Annotated in this window: 19 protein-coding genes; 11 read left to right on the top strand and 8 right to left on the bottom strand. The window is 69.9% G+C overall.

What is annotated here, in order from left to right; all coding sequences use genetic code 11:
• Positions 1 to 55: 55 nt before the first annotated feature.
• Positions 56 to 877, top strand: a complete 822-nt coding sequence (locus ACFPIH_RS41480; protein WP_381183062.1) for a hypothetical protein — start codon at positions 56 to 58, stop codon at positions 875 to 877.
• A 12-nt stretch (positions 878 to 889) separates the two neighbouring features.
• On the opposite strand, the gene ACFPIH_RS41475 is transcribed toward ACFPIH_RS41480, so the two are convergent.
• The 3 genes from ACFPIH_RS41475 to ACFPIH_RS41465 form a co-directional block, all read right to left on the bottom strand.
• Entirely contained in the window at positions 890 to 3,259 is a 2,370-nt protein-coding gene (locus tag ACFPIH_RS41475; RefSeq protein WP_381183060.1) for a cation-translocating P-type ATPase, read from the bottom strand.
• A gap of 97 nt (positions 3,260 to 3,356) precedes the next feature.
• Positions 3,357 to 3,626 (bottom strand): DUF2530 domain-containing protein, encoded by a 270-nt coding sequence (locus ACFPIH_RS41470; RefSeq protein WP_381183058.1) that lies wholly within the window; start codon positions 3,624 to 3,626, stop codon positions 3,357 to 3,359.
• A gap of 38 nt (positions 3,627 to 3,664) precedes the next feature.
• Positions 3,665 to 3,847, bottom strand: coding sequence for a ribbon-helix-helix protein, CopG family (locus ACFPIH_RS41465; protein WP_359581242.1), 183 nt, complete (start codon positions 3,845 to 3,847; stop codon positions 3,665 to 3,667).
• A gap of 154 nt (positions 3,848 to 4,001) precedes the next feature.
• Between ACFPIH_RS41465 and ACFPIH_RS41460 the strand changes: the two genes are divergently transcribed.
• Positions 4,002 to 4,439 carry a MarR family winged helix-turn-helix transcriptional regulator gene (locus ACFPIH_RS41460; protein WP_381183056.1) on the top strand — a complete coding sequence of 146 codons (438 nt, stop codon included), beginning with the start codon at positions 4,002 to 4,004 and terminating at the stop codon, positions 4,437 to 4,439.
• Positions 4,440 to 4,552: 113 nt separating this feature from the next.
• Entirely contained in the window at positions 4,553 to 5,824 is a 1,272-nt protein-coding gene (locus ACFPIH_RS41455; RefSeq protein WP_381183054.1) for an MFS transporter, read from the top strand.
• A 44-nt stretch (positions 5,825 to 5,868) separates the two neighbouring features.
• On the opposite strand, the gene ACFPIH_RS41450 is transcribed toward ACFPIH_RS41455, so the two are convergent.
• Positions 5,869 to 6,387, bottom strand: a complete 519-nt coding sequence (locus ACFPIH_RS41450; RefSeq protein WP_381183052.1) for a GNAT family N-acetyltransferase — start codon at positions 6,385 to 6,387, stop codon at positions 5,869 to 5,871.
• Between the two features lie 35 nt (positions 6,388 to 6,422).
• On the opposite strand from ACFPIH_RS41450, the gene thpR reads away from it, so the two are divergent.
• The gene (thpR, locus tag ACFPIH_RS41445) at positions 6,423 to 7,019 is read left to right on the top strand and encodes an RNA 2',3'-cyclic phosphodiesterase (RefSeq protein WP_381183050.1); all 597 of its coding nucleotides are present in this window, start codon (positions 6,423 to 6,425) and stop codon (positions 7,017 to 7,019) included.
• A gap of 181 nt (positions 7,020 to 7,200) precedes the next feature.
• Here the strand turns inward: thpR and ACFPIH_RS41440 are convergent, their stop codons facing one another.
• The 3 genes from ACFPIH_RS41440 to ACFPIH_RS41430 form a co-directional block, all read right to left on the bottom strand.
• The gene (locus tag ACFPIH_RS41440) at positions 7,201 to 8,193 is read right to left on the bottom strand and encodes an aldo/keto reductase (protein ID WP_381183048.1); all 993 of its coding nucleotides are present in this window, start codon (positions 8,191 to 8,193) and stop codon (positions 7,201 to 7,203) included.
• A 44-nt stretch (positions 8,194 to 8,237) separates the two neighbouring features.
• Positions 8,238 to 8,825 carry a Uma2 family endonuclease gene (locus ACFPIH_RS41435; protein ID WP_381183046.1) on the bottom strand — a complete coding sequence of 196 codons (588 nt, stop codon included), beginning with the start codon at positions 8,823 to 8,825 and terminating at the stop codon, positions 8,238 to 8,240.
• 98 nt (positions 8,826 to 8,923) lie between these two features.
• Positions 8,924 to 9,598, bottom strand: a complete 675-nt coding sequence (locus tag ACFPIH_RS41430) for a GDSL-type esterase/lipase family protein (protein ID WP_381183045.1) — start codon at positions 9,596 to 9,598, stop codon at positions 8,924 to 8,926.
• Positions 9,599 to 9,716: 118 nt separating this feature from the next.
• Here ACFPIH_RS41430 and ACFPIH_RS41425 point away from each other — a divergent pair, with 118 nt between their 5' ends.
• Positions 9,717 to 10,721, top strand: a complete 1,005-nt coding sequence (locus ACFPIH_RS41425; protein ID WP_381183043.1) for a TolB-like translocation protein — start codon at positions 9,717 to 9,719, stop codon at positions 10,719 to 10,721.
• Between the two features lie 9 nt (positions 10,722 to 10,730).
• Here the strand turns inward: ACFPIH_RS41425 and ACFPIH_RS41420 are convergent, their stop codons facing one another.
• Complete coding sequence (locus tag ACFPIH_RS41420) at positions 10,731 to 11,489, bottom strand: TetR/AcrR family transcriptional regulator (RefSeq protein ID WP_381183041.1); 759 nt, start codon at positions 11,487 to 11,489, stop codon at positions 10,731 to 10,733.
• Positions 11,490 to 11,583: 94 nt separating this feature from the next.
• Between ACFPIH_RS41420 and ACFPIH_RS41415 the strand changes: the two genes are divergently transcribed.
• The 6 genes from ACFPIH_RS41415 to ACFPIH_RS41390 all read left to right on the top strand — a co-directional run.
• Positions 11,584 to 12,555 (top strand): ATP-binding cassette domain-containing protein, encoded by a 972-nt coding sequence (locus ACFPIH_RS41415; RefSeq protein ID WP_381183039.1) that lies wholly within the window; start codon positions 11,584 to 11,586, stop codon positions 12,553 to 12,555.
• Positions 12,552 to 13,388: an ABC transporter permease gene (locus ACFPIH_RS41410; protein ID WP_381183037.1), complete on the top strand. Its 837-nt coding sequence runs from the start codon at positions 12,552 to 12,554 to the stop codon at positions 13,386 to 13,388. The genes ACFPIH_RS41415 and ACFPIH_RS41410 overlap by 4 nt, the downstream gene beginning before the upstream one ends.
• A gap of 132 nt (positions 13,389 to 13,520) precedes the next feature.
• Positions 13,521 to 15,026: a cellulase family glycosylhydrolase gene (locus ACFPIH_RS41405; RefSeq protein WP_381183035.1), complete on the top strand. Its 1,506-nt coding sequence runs from the start codon at positions 13,521 to 13,523 to the stop codon at positions 15,024 to 15,026.
• 426 nt (positions 15,027 to 15,452) lie between these two features.
• Positions 15,453 to 15,785: an ArsR/SmtB family transcription factor gene (locus ACFPIH_RS41400; RefSeq protein ID WP_381183033.1), complete on the top strand. Its 333-nt coding sequence runs from the start codon at positions 15,453 to 15,455 to the stop codon at positions 15,783 to 15,785.
• Between the two features lie 34 nt (positions 15,786 to 15,819).
• Positions 15,820 to 16,323, top strand: a complete 504-nt coding sequence (locus tag ACFPIH_RS41395; RefSeq protein WP_381183031.1) for an NAD(P)H-dependent oxidoreductase — start codon at positions 15,820 to 15,822, stop codon at positions 16,321 to 16,323.
• Positions 16,324 to 16,548: 225 nt separating this feature from the next.
• On the top strand, positions 16,549 to 16,762 hold a 214-nt coding region (locus tag ACFPIH_RS41390; RefSeq protein ID WP_381183029.1), incomplete at its 3' end, for a helix-turn-helix domain-containing protein.

Below are 16,762 nucleotides of genomic sequence, written 5' to 3'. Positions count from 1 at the left end.
TCACTTGCAGAGTCAAGAGACTCCGAACAGCACTCCTCCATCTGGAGTTACGCACATGCGCATACGCGCCCTCGTCGTCGCCGCCACCGGCGCCGTCGCCCTCTCCGCCCTCGCCGTGCCGGCCGCGCAGGCCGCTCCCGCCGCCCCGGCCGGGCCCGCCGTCACCTTCTCCAACATGAAGATCAACGGCGGCAAGAACATCGTGGTCGGCCCCACGTCCAAGGTCACGGTCAGCGCGACCTACACCGTCACGAAGCCCGCGGCCCTCAAGGCCAGCTCGTTCATCACCGGTCCGGGTCTCTACCGGGGCGCCACGGTCGACCCCGACTCGAACCAGAAGATCCTCAGCGGCGACAACGAGGGCACCTGCACGGCGGTGGCGGGGTCCTCGACGGTGCTGAAGTGCAAGGCCACCATCCAGCTCCGGCCGAAGCCCAACGACGTCAACGAGCAGCTCACCAACGCCGACGCGGGCACGTGGAAGATCGCGGCCATCGCCGTCGACACCACCACCTTCGGCTTCACCACCCAGGGCAACCTCGGCACCACCAAGGTTCAGCGCCAGTCCAAGCTCACCACCGACGCCACCCCGGAGCCGGTGAAGAAGGGCAAGACCATCACGGTCACCGGCAAGCTGAGCCGCGCCAACTGGGACACGTACAAGTTCGCCGGTTACTCGACCCAGCCGGTGAAGCTGCAGTTCAAGAAGACGGGCGCCACCGCCTGGAGCACGGTCAAGACCATCAAGACCAGCTCCACCGGTGCCCTGAAGACCACCGTCAAGGCCTCCGCCGACGGCTACTTCCGTTACGTCTTCGCCGGTACGACCACGACCCCGGCCGTGAACTCCGCCGCCGACTTCATCGACGTGAAGTAAGCAGCGCAACCGCTAGACGGGAAAGCGGCGGTCGACCCACTTCCACATGATCTCCAGGGCGACCGCCGCAACCACCGAGATGCCGACCGCGATCCACGGCATCGTCACCCCTACCAGCTTCAGCGCGAAGAACTCCTGGAGCCAGGGGACCATCAGCACCACCACGAACGCCACGCCCATCGAGGCCACCAGCAGCACCCGCCACCAGGTGTAGGGGCGGGCGATGATCGCCAGGACCCACATGGAGATCAGGAACAGGGTGAGGGTCGCGGCGCTGGTCTCCGCGTCCAACGAGCCCTCGCCCACGTACTCGTGACGGGCGATCAGATACGTCACGAAGGTCGCCACGCCCGCCACCACCCCGCCCGGGATCGAGTACCGCATCACCCTGCGCACGAAGTGCGGCCGGGCCCGCTCCTTGTTGGGGGCGAGGGCGAGGAAGAAGGCCGGGATGCCGATGGTGAGGGTGGAGAGCAGGGTCAGGTGGCGGGGGAGGAAGGGGTACTCGACCCCCCAGCAGACCACCAGCAGCGCGAGCAGCACCGAGTAGACCGTCTTCACCAGGAACAGGGTCGCCACCCGCGTGATGTTGCCAATGACCCGGCGGCCCTCCGCCACCACCGACGGCAGCGTCGCGAAGCTGTTGTTGAGGAGCACGATCTGGGCCACCGCCCGCGTCGCCTCCGAACCCGAGCCCATCGCCACGCCGATGTCCGCGTCCTTGAGGGCCAGGACGTCGTTGACGCCGTCCCCCGTCATCGCGACCGTGTGCCCCCGCGACTGCAACGCGCCGACCATGTCCCGCTTCTGCTGCGGGGTGACCCGGCCGAAGACCGTGCCGTCGTCGAGGGCGGCCGCCATTCCCTCCCGCTCGGCGGGCAGCCGGCGCGCGTCCACCGTGCTGCCCTTCAGGCCCAGCTTGGCGGCGACCGCCCCCACCGACACCGCGTTGTCGCCGGAGATGACCTTGGCGTGGACGTCCTGCTCGGCGAAGTAGCGCAGGGTGTCGGCCGCGTCCGGCCGCAGCCGCTGTTCCAGTACGACGAGGGCGAACGGCCGCGCTCCCTTGGCGACGTCGGGATCGTCCAGGCCGCGGGCGGTCCGGACGAGGAGCAGTACGCGCAGGCCCTGCTCGTTCAGCCGTTCCGTCTCGGTGAGGGCCGGGTCGCCGTCGGTCAGCAGGACGTCGGGGGCGCCCAGCAGCCAGGTACCGCTCTCGCCGTTCTCCTCGCTGAAGCTCGCCCCGCTGTACTTGCGGGCGGAGGAAAAGGGCAGCGACCCGGTGCGGCGCCAGTCCTCGCCGTCCGGGTAGGCGTCGATGATCGCCTGGAGGGAGGCGTTGGGGCGGGGGTCGGACGTGCCGAGGGCGCCGAGTACCCGGCGTATGTACGTCTCGTCGGCGCCGTCCAGGGCGCGCAGCTCCGTGACGTCCATGCCGCCCTCGGTGAGGGTGCCGGTCTTGTCCAGACAGACCGTGTCGACGCGGGCCAGGCCCTCGATCGCCGGGAGTTCCTGGACCAGGCACTGCTTGCGGCCCAGCCGGATCACACCGATGGCGAAGGCGACGGAGGTGAGCAGCACCAGGCCCTCGGGCACCATGGGCACGATGCCGCCGATGGTGCGCGCGACGGAGTCCCCGAGATCGTTGTTCTTCACGAACAGCTGGGTGATGACCAGACCGATCGCGGCCGGGACCATCATCCACGTCACGTACTTGAGGATGGTGGAGATGCCGGAGCGCAGCTCGGAGTGGACGAGGGTGAACCGGGAGGCCTCCTCGGCGAGCTGCGCGGCGTAGGCCTCGCGGCCGACCTTCGTGGCGCGGAAGGCGCCGCCGCCGGCGACCACGAAGCTGCCTGACAGGACCTGGTCGCCGGGCCGCTTCACGACCGGGTCGGCCTCGCCGGTGAGCAGCGACTCGTCGATCTCCAGGCCGTCGGCCTCGACACACACCCCGTCCACGACCACCTTGTCGCCGGGGCCGAACTCCATGACGTCGTCGAGGACGAGTTCGGAGGTGGCGACCACGACCGCGGCCCCGTCGCGGCGCACGGTCGGCCGGACCTCCCCGATGACGGCGAGGGAGTCGAGGGTCTTCTTCGCCCGCCACTCCTGGAGGATGCCGATCCCGGTGTTGGCGAGGATCACGAAGCCGAAGAGGCTGTCCTGGATGGGTGCGACCGCGAGCATGATCAGCCACAGGATGCCGATGATGGCGTTGAACCGGGTGAAGACGTTCGCGCGGACGATCTCGCCGATCGACCGGCTGCTGTGCACGGGTACGTCGTTGACCTGACCGCGCGCGACGCGATCCGCGACCTCGGTGGCGGTGAGTCCGGTCGCTGCCGGCCGCTGGGTGGCGGGCGCGTCGATATCCGTCATGGAATCGACGGTACGTGCGGATTTGGGGGTTCACCCATCGAGGACGCCGAAGATCCGACCTGGGGAGGACGGGAATAGTGCGGTGGTTGTAGCGCGACTATTCGTGGGCGGCGGCCCGCTTGATCGCCGCGTCCCGTCTGCGGACGATCCAGATGCCGAGGAGCCCCAGCCCGCCCCCCGCCAGGCAGGTCCACAGCCACCACAGATGACCGTGGTCGTCGAACCAGCCGTAGAAGGGGAGCTGGACGAGGAAGAGGACGAACCAGACGATCGTGCCGCCGGTGATGGTGGCGACCACGGGGCCCTCCAGGGGCTCCGGCGCCTCGTGCTTGAGGGGTCCCGAGAAACCCGAGAAAAACGCGGCCATACCGCACAGCTTACGAGGCGATCAGAGGCGATCACATCTCATGTGAGCCCGTAGAACTTCTCCGTCTCCTCGACGGCGGCCTGGAACCGCTCGTCGAAGTCGTCCCGGATGAGCGTCTGGACGACATAGTCCTGGACGCTCATCCCCCTCTTGGCCGCATGGTGCCGGAGCCGCTCGAGCAGCTCCCCGTCTATCCGCAGGCTGAGCACACTGGTCCCCATGAGTACGAGGGTCGCGGCATGGTTCGGGGTAATGGGTGACGTTCCGCGCTCATATCACCCGTATGAGTGATAAAGGGATTCAGTGGCGGGTCTCACGGGCACTCGGGGTGCGTTCCGGTGGTCTTTAGCGAGAGTAATGAGTTATGTTAAAGACATGCCTGACCTGACCCATGGCGACGACGCTGCCGCCGTGAACTCGCTGAGATCCGCCGTGATGCGGCTGTCCCGCCGGCTCAAGCACCAGCGGGTCGACGAGTCGCTGAGCCCGACCGAGATGTCGGTGCTCGGCACCCTCTCCCTCTGCGGCAGCGCCACGCCGGGAGAACTCGCCCGCAAGGAGCACGTCCAGCCGCCGTCGATGACCCGCATCGTGGCGCTTCTGGAGGCCAAGGGCCTGGTCCGGCTGGAGCCGCACCCCGAGGACCGGCGCCAGAAGGTCGTCACCAAGACCGAGCAGGCCGAGGCCATGCTCGCGGAGAGCCGCCGCAAGCGGAACGCCTTCCTGGCCACCCTGGTCGACGGCCTCGACGAGGACGAGTGGGCGAAACTGCGCGCCGCCGCCCCCGTGCTGGAGAAACTCGCACACCTGTAGGCAATACCGAGGAGGCGACCCTGTTGAGTACGGGACCCGGAGCAGCTTCCGCACCCGCACCGAAGACCCCCGACACCCCGCCCACCCCCCGCTCCGGACCGTCGAGGTCATCGATGTTCAGCTCGCTGAAGGTCCGGAACTACCGTCTGTTCTTCGCCGGCCAGGTCGTCTCGAACATCGGCACCTGGATGCAGCGCATCGCACAGGACTGGCTGGTCCTCAGCCTCACCGGCTCCGCGACCGCCGTCGGCTTCACCACGGCCCTGCAGTTCCTGCCGATGCTCCTCTTCGGCCTCTACGGCGGAGTCCTCGTCGACCGTCTGCCCAGGCGCGGCACGCTGCTCTTCACCCAGACGATGATGGGTGTCACCGGCATCGCGCTCGCCCTGCTCACCCTCTCCGGACACGTCCAGGTCTGGCACGTCTACCTCGCCGCGTTCACCGTCGGCCTCGCGACCGTCGTCGACAACCCGGCCCGCCAGTCCTTCGTCTCCGAGATGGTCGGCCCCGAGCAGCTCCAGAACGCGGTCAGCCTCAACTCCGCGAACTTCCAGTCGGCCCGGCTGGTCGGCCCCGCCGTCGCCGGCGTGATGATCACCGGGGTGGGCACCGGCTGGGCGTTCCTCGCCAACGGCCTGTCCTTCGTCGCCCCCATCGCCGGTCTGCTGCTGATGCGGGCACGCGAGCTGTACGCCGTCGAGCGCGCGCCCCGCGCCAAGGGCCAGCTGCGCGAGGGCCTGCACTACGTCGCCGGCCGCCCCGACCTGATCTGGACGATCACCCTGGTCGGGTTCATCGGCACCTTCGGCTTCAACTTCCCCGTCTACCTCTCCGCCTTCGCCGACGACGTCTTCCACGCCGGCGCCGGCAGCTACAGCCTCTTCAACACCCTCATGGCGGTCGGCTCCCTGGCCGGCGCCCTCCTCGCGGCGCGGCGCGGCACGGCCCGGATGCGGGTGATGATCGCGGCGGCGGTGGCCTTCGGCGCGGTGGAGATCGTCGCCGCGACAGCCCCCACCCTCTGGCTGTTCGCCCTGCTCATGGCCCCGATCGGCATGTTCGGCATGACGATCAACGTCACCGCCAACACCAGCATCCAGATGGGCACCGACCCGGCCATGCGCGGCCGGGTCATGGCTCTCTACATGATGGTCTTCCTCGGCGGCTCCCCCGTGGGCGCGCCGATAGCGGGCTGGATCACCGATGCGTACGGCGTCCGGGCCGGCCTCGCGGTCGGCGGCGCGATCGCCGCGACCGCCGCCCTCACCATCGGCCTGGTGCTGGCCCGCGTCGGCGGCTGGCGGCTGGCGGTGGGCTGGCACGGCGGGCACCCACGGGTGCGGGTCGTCCCGAAGGAGAGCGACAAGCTGGTGAGCGTGGCCTGACCGAGGGGCGCTTGGGGGGGGTGACCGAGGGCGCTTGGGGGGGACTACACCCTCCGGGCCAGCACCTGCCCCGGCCAGTCGCCCTGGCTGGTGTACGCCTCCGTCGGCGTGAACCCGTTCGCCTCGTAGAAGGCGACGAGCTTACGGTCGTCCCCCGCGTAGCAGTCGACCCGCAGCAGGCCGACGCCCGCCCGCCGGGTCTCCTCGGCGGCGTGCGCGAGCAGCGCGGCACCGACGCCGTAGCCCTTGAAGCGGCGGTCGGAGGCGAGCCAGTGGATGTACCGCTCGGGCTCGCCGGGCGGCCGGAGGTGGGAGAGATAGGCGCCGGGCGCGTCGGTGAGGGTCAGTGTCCCTGCCGGTACGCCGTTCGCCTCGGCGATGTACACCGTGCCCTCGTCCGCGTACCGGGCGACCGACTCCACGGTCGTCGGCCGCTCCGACAGCGGCTGTGTCCCCCACTGCCGGGGGCGTCCCTGTCCGACCAGCCACTCCACGCAGCTGTCGAGCATGCCGAGTATCGCGGGGATGTCGTCCGGCCCGCCGTCCCTGATCGTGATCTGCATGCGGCCCATCATGCAGGCGCGGGGAGAATCGGGGCATGAGACTTTTCGCCGCCGTGCTGCCACCGGAGGACATCGCCCACGAACTCGCCGCCGAGGTCGAGCGGTTGCGCGCGCTGCCCGGTGCGGACGGGCTGCGCTGGACCGGCCGCCCCGGCTGGCCCCACGGCGGAGCCGTTAATTGGCACTTCACGCTCGCGTTCTACGGCGAGGTCGACGACGACGTCGTACCGGAGCTGTCGGCACGGCTGGAGCGGGCCGCGCGCCGGAGCGCCCCCTTCGAGCTGGCCGTGCGGGGCGGGGGGCAGTTCGGGCACGGTCGGGCGCTGTGGGCGGGGGCGGCCGGGGATGTGCCCGCCCTGCGTCTGCTGGCCGACCGGGCGGAGGCGGCGGCGCGGAAGGCCGGCCTGGACCTCGGCGAGCACCGCCGCTACAAGGCCCATCTGACGCTGGCCCGCAGCCGGGAGGCGGTGGACGTGGGGCCGTACCTCGACGTGCTGGACGCTTTCGCCGGGCGTACCTGGACGGTGGGGGAGCTGGTGCTGGTGCGCAGCAACCTGCCGCGGTCCGGGGTTCCGGGGGAGCAGCCCCGCTATGAACCGACCGGGCGCTGGGCGCTCGGCGGGGCCGGTTAGGCTCGACCCGTGGACCCGAAGACCCGGAACCGGATCATGGCCGGTGCGCTTGTGTTGTTGTTCGTTGTCGTTGCGGTGGCGTCGGCGGTCGGTAAGTAGGAGCGGGGAGCCGCGGCCGGTCGCGCCCGGGGGCGGAGCCGCGAAGTGACACGGCCCCGCGCCCCTGAGAGTTCTCCGGTGTTTACCAGGCGAATGCCTCCGGCGACGGGCCCGGGCCCGGGAAGATCTCGTCGAGGCCGGTCAGCAGTTCCTCGCTCAGCTCCAGCTCGACCGCGCGGATCGCCGAGTCCAGCTGCTCCGCCGTGCGCGGGCCGACGATCGGGCCCGTCACACCGGGGCGGGTGAGCAGCCAGGCCAGGGCGGCCTCGCCGGGCTCGATGCCGTGCTTCTCCAGCAGGTCCTCGTAGGCCTGGATCTGCGCGCGCCCTGCGGGGCTGGCGAGGGTGTCGGCGGCCCGGCCGCTCGCCCGGCGCCCGCCCTCGACCTCCTTCTTGATCACGCCGCCCAGCAGCCCGCCGTGCAGCGGCGACCACGGGATGACACCGAGGCCGTAGTCCTCGGCGGCCGGGATGACCTCCATCTCGGCGCGCCGCTCGGCGAGGTTGTACAGGCACTGCTCGCTGACGAGCCCGATGGTGCCGCCACGGCGGGCGGCGGCCTCGTTGGCCTGGGCGATCTTGTAGCCGGGGAAGTTGGACGACCCGACGTAGAGGATCTTCCCCTGCTGGACGAGGGTGTCGATCGCCTGCCAGATCTCCTCGAAGGGAGTGGAGCGGTCGATGTGGTGGAACTGGTAGAGGTCGATGTAGTCGGTCTGGAGCCGCTTCAGCGACGCGTCGACGGCCCGCCGGATGTTCAGCGCGGAGAGCTTGTCGTGGTTGGGCCAGGCATCGCCGTCGGCGGCCATGTTGCCGTAGACCTTGGTGGCGAGGACGACCTTGTCGCGCCGTTCGCCGCCCTTCGCGAACCAGTTGCCGATGATCTCTTCGGTACGGCCCTTGTTCTCACCCCAGCCGTACACGTTCGCGGTGTCGAAGAAGTTGATGCCGGCCGCCAGTGCCGAGTCCATGATCGCGTGCGAGTCGGTCTCGTCGGTCTGCGGGCCGAAGTTCATGGTGCCGAGGACGAGTCGGCTGACCTTGAGTCCGGTACGTCCGAGCTGCGTGTACTTCATGACACCCAAGCCAACGTCTTGGAGTGGGCTCTAGGCAAGGGGGATCAGTCGCGGGGGAAGTCGTCGGTCTTGAGGGTGAGGTCGACGACTGTGCCGGTGAGGTCGATGTCGTCGCCGAAGTCGACCTTCGTCCTCGTGACGTAGTCGCCTTCCTTGGGGTGGGTGTAGAGGTAGCACCGGCCCTTGTAGGGGTCGGCGATGAGGTAGACCGGGACTTCGGCGGTGGCATAGGCGAGCTTCTTCGGCCCGTAGTCGTTCGCTGCCGTGTCCTTGGAGATGACCTCGGCCACGAACTCGACGTCCTGGTAGCGCCAGCGTCCCTTGCTGTCCTTCACCGAGCGCTCGGCCATGGCCGCCATGTCGCATGCGAAGCCGTTGAGGTGACCAGGGAAGTCGATACGCACGTCGGATGCGAGCCGCTTGCGAGGGTACTTGTCTCGCAGCTGCTCGAAGACGGCCGAGATGATCTCCCAGTGATTCTGCCACTGCGGTGACATGAAGATGTTTCCCCCGACGATCTCAACCTTCGTTCCCTCGGGGACGGGCATCTTCTCGAGCCACTCGAACATGACGTCCAGAGTCAGCTCGCCGCTCTCCTCGGCCATCGTGATCCTGTCCTCAGTGACGGTCATCGTGGCGCTCCTCCCCGGCGGCCCCATGCACGAGTGCCGCCGCGCAGTACAACGATACGCACGGGACAGGGCCACGCAGCGTTGCAGCCCCCTCCGTATCAGCCCCCGTACGGTCCGCCCAGCCCCCACGCCTGGTCCATCGCGTCCGCGAAGGCCGCCGCCAGTTTGTGTTCGCCGCCCGCGTTGGGGTGGGTGCCGTCGTAGGTGTCGGTGTGGATGTCCCAGGTCTCCGGGACCGAGGCGAGCAGCAGCGGGGACGTGCGCTCGTCGAGGTCGGCGGCCGCCTTCGCCAGGAGTTCGTTGAAGGCGCCGACCTGGGCGGCGAAGGGTTCGTCGTTCGCGGCGCGGACGTTGGGGATCACCGGTAGCCAGACCATGCGGATGCGCGGGTTCACGGTCCGGGCCTCCGCCGCGAAGGCGCGCGCGTTCCGCGCCGTCTGCTCGGCGTCCGTGTAGAAGCCGAGGTCGATCAGGCCCAGGGAGACCAGGAGCACGTCCGCCCGGGAGCGGCGTACCGCGTCCCCGATCAGCGGGACCATGTGCTGCCAGCCCTCGCCCCAGCCGGCCAGATGGCCGCGGGGGAAGTCGGGGTCGGCGTACGCGTACGAGTCGGGGGTGTCCGTCGACTTGTCGTAGAGCGTCTCGCGCGGGCCGACCAGCGTGAACGGGCCGCCGTAGGTCGCGCACAGGTGGTGCCATACGCGGTACCGCCATGTGTGATCGCCCGAGCTGCCGATCGTCATCGAGTCGCCTACGGGCATGAACCTGAGCATCCGCTCATGATGCGGGATCATGACGGATCGCGTGGCGCGACGGTGTGTGAGCCCGGCCACGGCGGCCCCCGCGCCCGTCGCCGCCGGAACAGGCGGGCGGGATGGCAGGCTTGGGAGCATGCGCCGACCCTTCGCCCTTCTCGCCTCGGCCCTGCTCGTGGGCGCTTTCGCCATCCCCGCCGCCGCCGTGCCCGCCTCCGCTGCCGAGGGGGACAAGGGCTTCACCATCGAGGACCCGCGCATAACCGAGTCCAGCGGCCTCGCCGCCTCCCGTCAGCACCCCGGCGTCTACTGGACGCACAACGACAGCGACGACGGGCCGTACCTGTACGCCGTCGACAGCGCGACGGGGAAGACGGTCGCCCGGCTCACCCTCACCGGCATCGGCAGCCCGCGTGACGTCGAGGCCATCTCGATGGGGCCGGACAACCAGATCTACGTCGGCGACATAGGCGACAACCTCGGCGGCAAGTGGCCGTACGTCTGGATCTACAAGCTGCCCGAGCCGAAGAAGCTCACCGACCAGACGATCCGGGCCACGCAGTACGTCGTGACGTACTCGGACGGCGCGCGCGACGCCGAGTCGCTCATCGTCCACCCCAGGACCGGCCGCGTGTACATCATCGACAAGAAGGAGGACGGGGGGCATCTGTACGAGGGGCCGGCGACCCTCACCCCCTCCGCGAAGCCCGGGAAGAACGTCTTCAAGCCGGTCGCGACGGTCGACCTGTGGGCCACCGACGCCGCCTTCTCCCCGGACGGCACCCAGCTCGCCGTACGCGGTTACTTCGGCGGCATCTACTACGACTGGAACGGCGGTGACATCGAGCGCAAGGGCCGGCTCGAGGTGCCGTTGCAGCGGCAGGGGGAGTCCGTCAGCTACTCGGCGGACGGCAGCAAGCTCATGTACGGGAGCGAGGGGACCGGCAGCGAGGTGGTCGCGGAGGACGCTCCCGACGGCGGTTCGGCCGACAAGTCGCCCTCCGGGAGCGGGAGTTCCTCGGACTCGGGCGATTCCGGCGGCTCCTCGGTGGCCTCCGGGGGCGTCAAGCTCGGCGCGCTCGCCGTCGTGGCGGTCGCCGCCGCGCTGTTCGGCTTCCGGCGGTTGCTGCGCCGCGACTGAGCCCGTACGTCACGCCCGCGAGCGGGTGGTGACCAGGACCTCCAGCCCGTCCAGGATCCGCTGGAGCCCGAACTCGAAGTGGTCGAAGGCCGGGCTCCAGGTGTCCTCGGCGAGGGAGGACAGGACCGGGTAGCGGCCCGAGGTCATGACGTTCGCCAGGAACGGGGTCTGGGCCGCGTAGAAGTCGGCGGTCGTCATGCCGGAGGTGCGCTCGGCCGCCTCCTGGTAGACCTGTGTGCGCGCGGCCCCGACGACGTACCCGTCGACCATGATGACCGCCGAGACCAGCTCGGGGTCCTCCAGGCCCATCGGGCGGATGCGGGTGAGCACCTTCTCCATGCCGTCCAGCGCCGCCGGGCCGAGCAGCGGGCGGGACTGGTTGATGTCCAGCAGCCAGGGGTGGCGGCGGTAGAGGGCCAGAGTGCCGCGGGCCATCACCTCCAGGGCGGAGCGCCAGCTGCCGTCGCCGAGGTCGGCGGGGTCCTCGGAGGGGCGCTGGACGCGGTCCAGCATCAGGTCGAGCAGTTCGGCCTTGCCGGGGACGTACCGGTAGAGGGACATCGCGCCCGTGCCCAGCTCCGTGGCGATCCGGCGCATCGACACCCCGGCGATGCCGTCGCGGTCGGCGACCTCGACCGCCACCTCCACGATCCGTTCCAGGGTCAGCCCCGGCTTGGGGCCGCGCCCGGGCCGCCGCCCGGTGTCCCACAGCAGCTCGAGGGTGCGGTTGATGTCCCCGGCGCCGCTGGTCTCCGTACCGCTCGTCATGTGCGCAGCTTAGTTCCGGGAAAAATACTGGGTACGGCGTACGCGTATTCGGGTACGGTGTACCCAGTTACTCAGTCACCAGGGAGGGGAACTGATGACCGACTCATACGCGGTGCGCGCCGAAGGCCTGGAGAAGCGCTACGGCGACAAACGCGCCCTCGACGGCTTCGACCTGGCCGTCCGGGAGGGGACCGTCCACGGACTGCTGGGGCCGAACGGCGCCGGCAAGACCACCGCCGTACGGATCCTGGCCACGCTGGTCCGGCCGGACGGCGGTCGCGCCGAGGTGGCAGGGCTCGACGTGGCCCGCCGGCCGGGCGAGGTACGGGCCCGGATCGGACTCACCGGGCAGTACGCGGCCGTGGACGAGGTGCTCACCGGCCAGCAGAACCTGGAGATGTTCGGGCGGCTGTTCCACCTCGGCGGGAAACGGGCCAGGGCGCGCGCCGCCGAACTGCTCGAACGCTTCGACCTCACCGACGCCGCCGACAAGGGCGTCGGCGACTACAGCGGCGGCATGCGGCGCCGGCTCGACCTCGCCGCATCGATGATCCTCGCCCCGGCCGTCCTCTTCCTCGACGAGCCGACGACGGGACTCGACCCCCGTGGCCGGGGCGAAGTCTGGGACTCCGTCCGGGCGTTGGTGGCGGGCGGCACGACCGTGCTGCTCACCACCCAGTACCTGGAGGAGGCCGACCGGCTGGCCTCCCGCATCACCGTCATCGACCGGGGCCGGGCCATCGCCGACGACACCCCCGACGGCCTGAAGAACGCCGTCGGCGGCGACCGCATCGAGGTCGTGGTCGCCGAGCGGGCCGAGATGCCGGCCGTGGTGAAGGTGGTCGCCCGGGTCGCGGACGGCGAACCCGAGTCGGACGAGGGCGGGTTGCGGGTGCACGCCCCGGTGACCGACCGGGTGGCCGCACTGACCGAGGTGGCCCGCGCCCTGCGCGACGAGGGTGTCCGTGCCGAGGACATCGGACTGCGCAGACCGAGCCTCGACGACGTGTTCCTGCGCCTGACCGGACACCGCACGGAGACCATCGGGACGGAGGAAGCGGCATGAGCGGCACCACTACGGCCGACAGCACCACTACGGCCGACAGCGCCCGGGGCCAGGTGTACTGGCTGCTGTCCGACTGCTGGAACATTGTCCGCCGGGGCCTGACCCACTACCGGCGCCAACCCGTCAACGTGGCCTGGCAGCTGGGCTTCCCGATCGTCTCCGTGCTGCTGTACGGCTATGTCTTCGGCAGCGCGATGACCGTGCCCGGCGGCGGGGACTACCGGGACTTCCTGATGCCGGGGATGTTCGTGATGACGATGGCGTTCGGCTTCATCAACACGGCGACGGTCGTGGTGTACGACTCCATCAGGGGCGTCACCGACCGGTTCCGCTCCATGCCGATGGCGTCCTCGGCCGTGGTCGCCGGGCGCGGGATGACCGATCTCCTGGTCGCCTGCGCCGAGTTGGTCATCATGATGCTCACCGCGCTGGCCATGGGCTGGCGCCCGGACGCGGGCTGGGGCTTCCTCGCCGCGTTCGGTCTCCTGCTGTGGCTGCGGTTCGCGCTGATCTGGGTCGGGGTGTGGCTGGGGCTGCTGGTGCCCAACCCGGAGGCGGCGGGCGGTCTGTTCGCGGTGGCCTTCCCGCTGACCATGATCTCCAGCATCTACGTCGCACCCCAACTGATGCCCGACTGGCTGGGCTTCGTCGCCGCGTGGAACCCGATCTCCTCCACGGCGTCGGCAGCCCGCGAACTCTTCGGCACCCCGGGCGGCGGCGCCGACTCCTGGATCGAACAGCACGCACTGCTGATGGCGGGGGTATGGCCGGTGATCCTGACAGCGATCTTCCTGCCGCTGGCGGTGGGGAGGTTCCGCCGGCTGGGCCGGTGAGGGGAATCCTGGCCCCTGAGGCGTTGCCGTGCACCTTGACGCGGTCATGAAGAGTCAGTTCTCTGGGGGGTGCGTGGTGTATGGGAGCGCTCCCATAGTTCCGGACCCGCGCCCCCGAGAGGACACAACGACATGTTCCTCACCCTCAGAAGGGTGCTGTGCGCACTGAGCGCCGCGCTCCTGCTGCCGCTGGCCGGCGCGCAGACGGCAGACGCCGTGGCCGATCCCGGTGTCGGCTACTGGCACACCAGCGGCCGGCAGCTCCTCGACGCGGCCGGTCAGCCGGTCCGGATCGCCGGGATCAACTGGTTCGGCTTCGAGACCGGCAACTACGTGGTCCACGGCCTCTGGTCCCGCGACTACAAGAGCATGATCGACCAGATGAAGTCGCTGGGCTACAACACCATCCGCATCCCGTACAGCGACGACATCTTCAAGAGCTCGACCGTCCCCAACAGCATCGACTTCAGCAGCGGCAAGAACGCCGACCTCCAGGGCCTCGGCCCGCTCGGCATCCTCGACAAGATCGTGTCGTACGCCGGTCAGGACGGCCTGAAGGTCATCCTCGACCGGCACCGCCCGGACGCCGGCGGCCAGTCGGCCCTCTGGTACACGGCCGCCGTCCCCGAGTCGACATGGATCACCAACCTCAAGTCCCTGGCGGCCCGTTACGCCGGCCAGCCCACGGTCATCGGCATCGACCTGCACAACGAGCCCCACGACCCCGCCTGTTGGGGCTGCGGCGACACCGCCACCGACTGGCGCCTGGCCGCCCAGCGCGCCGGCAACGCGGTCCTCTCCGTCAACCCGGACCTGCTGGTCTTCGTCGAGGGCGTGCAGACCTTCAACGGCGTCTCCGGCTGGTGGGGCGGCAACCTGATGGGCGTGGCCCAGTACCCGGTCCAGCTCAACGTGGCCAACCGGGTCGTGTACTCCGCCCACGACTACGCCACCAGCGTCGCCCAGCAGAGCTGGTTCAGCGACCCCACCTTCCCCGCCAACATGCCCGGGATCTGGGACAAGTACTGGGGCTACATCTTCAAGCAGAACATCGCGCCGGTGTGGGTGGGCGAGTTCGGTACGACGCTCGCCTCGACGGTGGACCAGAAGTGGCTGGCCGCGCTGGTGAGTTACCTCCGCCCGACCTCGACGTACGGCGCCGACTCCTTCCACTGGACCTTCTGGTCCTGGAACCCCAACTCCGGTGACACGGGCGGGATCCTGAAGGACGACTGGCAGACGGTCGACACGGTGAAGGACGGTTACCTGGCGTCGGTCAAGGCCCCGGGCTTCCCCGGAACCGGTACCGGGGGCGGCGGCGGAGGCGGCGGGACCACGGCCTCCTGCTCCGCCGCCTACACGACCACCAGCGACTGGGGCAGCGGCTTCAACGCGGAGGTCAAGGTCACCAACACCGGTACGACGGCGATCGGTTCATGGAAGGTGACCTGGACCTGGAGCGGCGCGCAGCAGATCACCAGCATCTGGAACGCGTCGTACACCCAGACCGCCGCGACGGTGACGGCCGCCAACGCCGCCCACAACGGGGCTGTCCCGACGGGTGGTTCGGCGAGCTTCGGCTTCGGCGGGGCACCGGGAGGCGGCGGAGTGCCGAGCGTGAGCTGCACGGCGACCTGAGCGGCGCGGAGCGCCCGACGCGGTGTCGTGCCGGGCGCCCCGCGACCCCGGACCCCGCACGCGTGACCTCGCCCACGTCGCCCGGCTGTGGCTGCTCGGCACCGACGTCGACGGCTACCTGGACCGCCGACTGGCCCTCCTGCGCACCTTCCTCGACGTGTACGGGCTCGCGGACGCGGACCGTCGGGGCTTCGGCGGGCGCGTCGTCGCCCGGGTCGAGTCCGAGCGCGAGATGCGCGACCGTGCCGGACGCGTCACCGGCCCGGGTCCTGGCTGCATCGTGAGATCGCCTGGCCGGGCGACCATGCCGACGCCGTCGACCGGGGCCCGGAAAGCAGCTGGGCCGTTGTGTATCGAGATATCGTGGTTTGTAGGACCGTCTGGACCGTCTGGACCGTCTGGACCGTCTGGTGAGAGGGGTGGCGGATGGCCGCGGAGGCGGGTCTCGACGCGGATGAACTGATCGAGACGCTCAAGGCTCTCGGGAACCCGGCCCGTCTGCAGATCATGCGGTGGCTGAAGGATCCCGAGGTGCACTTCGCCGAGTACGAGCCCATCGCGGACCGTACCGCTGTCGGGGTGTGCGTGACGCACATTCAGGCAAGGGCCGGGCTCGCTCAGTCGACCGTCTCGAGCTATATGAGCACGCTCGAACGCGCGGGGCTTGTCACCTCCACCCGCGTGGGGAAGTGGACCCACTACCGGCGCGACGAGAGCCGCATCGCCCAGCTCGCGGAATCGATCGGAACCACCATCTGATCGACGCATCGAGGTATGTCGATATGATGGCCTCATGCCGACCACGCCTGCACGCAGCGCCCTGATCGTTCACGCCCACGCCGAGCCCGACTCCTTCAGTTCCGCCCAAGCCGCGACGGCGGTCCGGGCCTTGGGTGAGGCCGGCTACACGGTCGACCATCTGGACCTCTACGCCGAGGGATGGGCGCCCGTTCTGGACCGTGACGAGTTTCCCTCCGCGAGCGTGCCGTTCAAGCCCCAGGCCGAGCAGCTGCGCGCCGTCAAGGACGGGACGCTCGACGCGGTCGTCAGGTCCCATCTTGATCGACTGCTCACCGCCGACCTGCTCGTGCTCTCGTTCCCGCTGTGGTGGTTCTCGATGCCCGCCGTCCTGAAGGGCTGGGTCGACCGGGTCTTCGCGATGGGCGGGGTCTTCGGCGGCGACCACGGACTCTTCGACGAGGCCGCGCTCACCGGGCGGCGAGCGGTGCTGCTGCTCACGACCGGTGGTTCCACCTGGCTTTCGGGCGGGGTGCCCGGTCCTTCGGGGCCGGGGTGAATGCCCGCTCCCGTGGTGCGGGGCAGGGATGGCCGGGTCGCCGTCAGGGCGATCCGGCGTCGTCGTCCGGGATGCCGAGGGTGGCCACGGACGGGCGGTGGCGACGGGACGCCGAGGTCCTGGGGCCCGCGGCTGGCGGCCGGCAGTGGGTGGGGTGGTCACTCGCATGGGTGATGGTGATCGATGTTGTGCGCGGCCGTGGAACGTGTGGCCTACGTTCGCGGCATGGCGCGGTTTCGGATGTACCCGACGGGCGGGCAGGTGCGGCAGATGCTGCTGCACTGCGCGCACGCGAGGTACGTCTGGAACCTTGCCGTCGAGCAGCACGCGCACTGGAAGCCGGGCCGCGGGTCCGCGCCGGGGTTTGCCGAGCAGTGCCGTCAGCTCACCGAGGCCCGGCGCGCCAATGAGTGGCTGGCGGCCGGGAACGCGGACGTGC

It is taken from the genome of Streptomyces vulcanius, from assembly GCF_042653945.1.
Taxonomy (GTDB): Bacteria; Actinomycetota; Actinomycetes; order Streptomycetales; family Streptomycetaceae; genus Streptomyces; species Streptomyces mangrovi.
The sequence above is the reverse complement of the archived record's forward strand: the minus strand, read 5'-3'. Positions and strand labels throughout refer to the sequence as shown.

Bases quoted from the DNA above. Each gene is read 5' to 3' on its own strand.
- ACFPIH_RS41420 (WP_381183041.1), bottom strand. From the start codon at position 11,489: ATGACGAGCGGTACGGAGACCAGCGGCGCCGGGGACATCAACCGCACC.
- ACFPIH_RS41425 (WP_381183043.1), top strand. From the start codon at position 9,717: ATGCGCCGACCCTTCGCCCTTCTCGCCTCGGCCCTGCTCGTGGGCGCT.
- ACFPIH_RS41415 (WP_381183039.1), top strand. From the start codon at position 11,584: ATGACCGACTCATACGCGGTGCGCGCCGAAGGCCTGGAGAAGCGCTAC.
- ACFPIH_RS41465 (WP_359581242.1), bottom strand. From the start codon at position 3,847: ATGGGGACCAGTGTGCTCAGCCTGCGGATAGACGGGGAGCTGCTCGAG.
- ACFPIH_RS41430 (WP_381183045.1), bottom strand. From the start codon at position 9,598: ATGCTCAGGTTCATGCCCGTAGGCGACTCGATGACGATCGGCAGCTCG.
- ACFPIH_RS41440 (WP_381183048.1), bottom strand. From the start codon at position 8,193: ATGAAGTACACGCAGCTCGGACGTACCGGACTCAAGGTCAGCCGACTC.
- ACFPIH_RS41435 (WP_381183046.1), bottom strand. From the start codon at position 8,825: ATGACCGTCACTGAGGACAGGATCACGATGGCCGAGGAGAGCGGCGAG.
- ACFPIH_RS41460 (WP_381183056.1), top strand. From the start codon at position 4,002: ATGCCTGACCTGACCCATGGCGACGACGCTGCCGCCGTGAACTCGCTG.
- ACFPIH_RS41450 (WP_381183052.1), bottom strand. From the start codon at position 6,387: ATGCAGATCACGATCAGGGACGGCGGGCCGGACGACATCCCCGCGATA.
- ACFPIH_RS41400 (WP_381183033.1), top strand. From the start codon at position 15,453: ATGGCCGCGGAGGCGGGTCTCGACGCGGATGAACTGATCGAGACGCTC.
- ACFPIH_RS41395 (WP_381183031.1), top strand. From the start codon at position 15,820: ATGCCGACCACGCCTGCACGCAGCGCCCTGATCGTTCACGCCCACGCC.
- ACFPIH_RS41480 (WP_381183062.1), top strand. From the start codon at position 56: ATGCGCATACGCGCCCTCGTCGTCGCCGCCACCGGCGCCGTCGCCCTC.
- ACFPIH_RS41475 (WP_381183060.1), bottom strand. From the start codon at position 3,259: ATGACGGATATCGACGCGCCCGCCACCCAGCGGCCGGCAGCGACCGGA.
- ACFPIH_RS41405 (WP_381183035.1), top strand. From the start codon at position 13,521: ATGTTCCTCACCCTCAGAAGGGTGCTGTGCGCACTGAGCGCCGCGCTC.
- ACFPIH_RS41455 (WP_381183054.1), top strand. From the start codon at position 4,553: ATGTTCAGCTCGCTGAAGGTCCGGAACTACCGTCTGTTCTTCGCCGGC.
- ACFPIH_RS41410 (WP_381183037.1), top strand. From the start codon at position 12,552: ATGAGCGGCACCACTACGGCCGACAGCACCACTACGGCCGACAGCGCC.
- thpR (WP_381183050.1), top strand. From the start codon at position 6,423: ATGAGACTTTTCGCCGCCGTGCTGCCACCGGAGGACATCGCCCACGAA.
- ACFPIH_RS41470 (WP_381183058.1), bottom strand. From the start codon at position 3,626: ATGGCCGCGTTTTTCTCGGGTTTCTCGGGACCCCTCAAGCACGAGGCG.